General features: G+C 55.7%; 4 protein-coding genes and 1 pseudogene. All 5 read right to left on the bottom strand.

From position 1 onward, the window contains the following. A pseudogene (locus tag ACUVTA_RS09015) lies at positions 1-182 on the bottom strand (stage II sporulation protein D); the annotation flags it as partial. 192 nt (positions 183-374) lie between these two features. Then, on the bottom strand, positions 375-1,757 hold the full coding sequence (locus ACUVTA_RS09010; protein WP_445952606.1) for a radical SAM protein: 1,383 nt from the start codon (positions 1,755-1,757) through the stop codon (positions 375-377). 97 nt (positions 1,758-1,854) lie between these two features. Beyond that, complete coding sequence (locus ACUVTA_RS09005) at positions 1,855-2,526, bottom strand: hypothetical protein (RefSeq protein ID WP_445952605.1); 672 nt, start codon at positions 2,524-2,526, stop codon at positions 1,855-1,857. 104 nt (positions 2,527-2,630) lie between these two features. After that, on the bottom strand, positions 2,631-3,149 hold the full coding sequence (gene nrdG, locus ACUVTA_RS09000) for an anaerobic ribonucleoside-triphosphate reductase activating protein (RefSeq protein ID WP_445952604.1): 519 nt from the start codon (positions 3,147-3,149) through the stop codon (positions 2,631-2,633). Positions 3,150-3,198: 49 nt separating this feature from the next. Then, positions 3,199-3,520, bottom strand: a 322-nt coding sequence (locus tag ACUVTA_RS08995) for a BglII/BstYI family type II restriction endonuclease (RefSeq protein ID WP_445952603.1), incomplete at its 5' end; no start/stop codon positions are given.

The following is a 3,520-nucleotide window of genomic DNA, read 5'->3' as shown; positions in this document are numbered from 1 at the left end:
ACCCCCACCACATATTCCTCGAGCGGCAGGATTTCTACCCTGCCGGTAGCGTGCCGGTACAACCGGATTTGCTCCCCTACCGGCCGGATCTCAACCTGATGGCGCCAGCCCGGAGCGGCGTACCGCCAGACGAAGGCCACTACCGCCACCGCCAGAAGAAAAAGGCCGCAGCGCAGCCGCAAGGTTTTCCCCCAATAAAACTAATTTTGACGTCTTTCCAAGGCTACGGACAAGCTCACTATAAAAAGATATGCCGGTTACCACGCATTATTACCAAAAATAAAAGAGGCCGCCCGTGGCGGCAACTAAAAACAAAGTCATAATGATTACCCGTACGCGCAAAGATTACCGCGGCACCGCGGTAACGGCCAAGGCTACCGCGATTGGGCCGCTTCTTTAAGCCCGTGGCGTTCGGTCCAGACCTTATCCGCCACCCGGCGCCACTCCTCGGCCCGCCGGTCAAGGGCGGCGGCTATGGTGCCCGTCAGAATGCTTTCGGCTCCCGGATGGGTAGGCCGCGCGCCCGACTCGGCCACGATCTCCCGCAAGGCCTGGGGCACGTCAATAATCGGACAAGGCCGCAGGAAGTTGTCACTGAAAGGCTGACGTTTCTGGTAAGCCGCAAAGAGCGGGTTCTTCAGTACCTCTAAGAGACTCTTGCCCTTAATGTTATCCACGGCAAAGTGGGCAAAGGCGCACGGCTCCACATCACCGCTCGCGGCGATGTGGAAATACATTCGCCCGCCCGCAATGCAGCCGTGGGTAAGTTCGCCGTCGTTCCAGAAATCGGCGATCTGGATCGGCTTATGCGTGCGGATATACGGGATGCGCTTTGCCAAATAGGCGCGCTGCTCCGGCGTTACCATCAAGTCCAGGTTCGGGTTGCGCCCTACCGGGATGTAGTGGAAGGTCCAGCCGTAGGTTGCCCCTTTGCCGATAAGGAAATCGATAAATTCGTCGCTAGTAACCTCTTCCACATTATACTTGGTAATCGTAATCGAAACGCCAAAGATTGCACCCCGTTCGCGGAGCAGGTCCATTGCCTTCATGACCCGGTCGAAGACCCCCTTGCCCCGCCGGGCATCGGTCCGTTCCCGCCATCCTTCAAGGCTTATCGCCGGTGTCAGGTTCCCAATTTCCACAATCGCGTCCGCAACCTTTTCGGTGATTAAAGTGCCGTTGGTGTATAGCATAAAGGCCATCTCTGGATGTTTCGCCGCCAGACGCAGCAGGGCCGGGTACTTGAAGGGTTCACCGCCCGACATCACCACCCAGTAGATGCCGAGTTCCTTCGCCTCGGTCAGCAACCGGTCCAACGTCTCAAAATCTAAGGTATCGTGCTCTGCGTACATGCCGGCCCAGCATCCCTCACACCGGAGGTTGCAATCGCTGGTCGGGTCGACAAGGAAGAAATTAGGAATGTGTACCCCCAACCGCTCCGAGAGCTCCTGCTGCCGAGGGATGCCGAGAAGCATTGCGTTGACAAACCAGTTGTAGAGGAGCCGTCGCTTCACGTTTGGGTGGGTGCGCGTGAAAAGCCGGTTGATATATTCACGCACCGCCGGATTTTCATTGTACCACCGCGCGATCTTGACGATGTGCTGCTGGTGATGCTCTTTCTTGGCCAACTTCTGCGCTACCTTCAGGACCTTAGGGAAGTTTTCCGCGGGATTCTGGTCGATATACCCAAGCATTTGCCGCAGCACCTGTTCCTCAACAAAGCGCTTAGCAAAATCAAAGCTTGGTAACACAGACATAAAATCCCCTCCTCACCTTATTGTTTCCATCCTTGGATTACTTGCAGGACTTTCCCACGCCCTAGCTCTTTCTCACCCCCTATCCATACAATAGGATTTAAAGCGGCCGTTCAAGTCCCTCCTTCACAAAATTTGCCAGAAAAAAGGCCTCGCGCGGCTCGAGCTCGGCAAGGTGTCCCTGCAGTCGCCGGATACACTCCCCTACCTGCTCTGAAACAACCCCACGCACGCGGAGTAAGCTCCCCATAACCGCACCCGCAAAAAGACTCAATCCCTCCTCAGGCTGCCGCGCCCGGGCGACTGCCGCCGCTAAAGCACGCCGCCCCCGACTGCCGATTTCCTCAAGCTGAGCCAGGAGAACCGCTACGTTACAGGCTGCCTTTGCCAGCCGTTCCTGGATTCCGGGTAGCTCTTGGAGGATTTCCGCCACCGCCTCCTGGGCCACCTTTTTCCGGTCATCGAGGAGCCGCAATAAGCGCTCCCGTAGTACTGACCAGTCGTCCGCACCGCCTCTCTCCACCTTCCTTAGCGCCTGCGGCGTGGGTCGGTAGTAAACCGAGGTCCGGCCGGGCCCCTTTTCGTCCTTTCCCGTCTCGTAAAGGGCTTCGAGGTAGCCCCCCTTTTCCAATTGGCGCAGCAAATCGTAAGCCGTCCAGCGGCTTACCCCCAAGGCCTCGGCGACGCGCGTGTAATGGACGGGCTGCGCTGACTCCTGGTAAAGCCGCACCACGACGGCAAGAAAATTCCTCCGTCGTCTCGTTAAGGCCAAACTCCATTCCCCCTAAAATCCCAAATTACCCAAAAAACCAATTTATTTTAAATTATATATTACCCGGGAAAGAATAGACCAATGCAAAAACGGCGTAATTTTCGTTAAAAATGAAGTTCTACGAGGGTTTTGTTTATCCGGCTGGTGCGGAGGTCAATTATCCGCTGGTTTCGCGAGCCGCGGAAAGGAAGGGTAAGGTCCCGCTCGGCCAGGATGAAGGGACCGTCGATGAGGATGTCGGTCACCGCTAACAGCTCCTGGACTCCTTTTTCCGCTACCGTCTGGAGCTCCTCGTAAGTGTAGCCCGTGTAAGTGACAATATTATAGCCTTTTTCGCGCAGCGCCTGCCCTAAAGCCGCAAAAGCCACCGCCTGCGCAAAAGGTTCCCCGCCGGAGAAGGTTACCCCCGCTATCAGCGGGTTGCGGACGATGTCGGCTAACAACTCCGCCGCCGCGATCTCGTACCCGCCCGCCGGGTCCCAGGTTTCCGGGTTGTGGCACCCGGGGCAGCGGTGCGGGCAGCCCTGCGCAAAGATAACGTAGCGGAGGCCCGGGCCATCCACCACACTCTCCCGAACCACCCCGGCAATGCGTAAACATAACTTCTGGTCGAAACTGCCCATTTAAGCCCCCAGCGCGTAGTCTTTATTTTACTTGGTCCCAAAGAGTCTTTCAGCCTCTATCATCAGCATCGATGAGGATGATTTTTACCGGTACGGCGGGGAAATGACGCTTTAACCGTTCAATATCGTAGACTAACTGTTCTCCGTAAGATACCCCTGTCGACATCTCCTTGTGAAGTGCATGACAAGGAACGATTTCCACACCAACATCTGCCTTGTTCTCGTTGAAAAAATACTGGAACTTCGCCATATCGTAAAACATGAAGGCGTACTTGCCGAACTGAACCTCGACTAATACTTTACCTTTAACAAAATCAATCTGTTTGAACGCACCGGGAATACTCACATTGCTGTTAGGTACCGTAATAGTA

The sequence above is a fragment of the Thermodesulfitimonas sp. genome (assembly GCF_052743955.1).
This window is presented reverse-complemented; position numbering and strand designations above follow the sequence as displayed.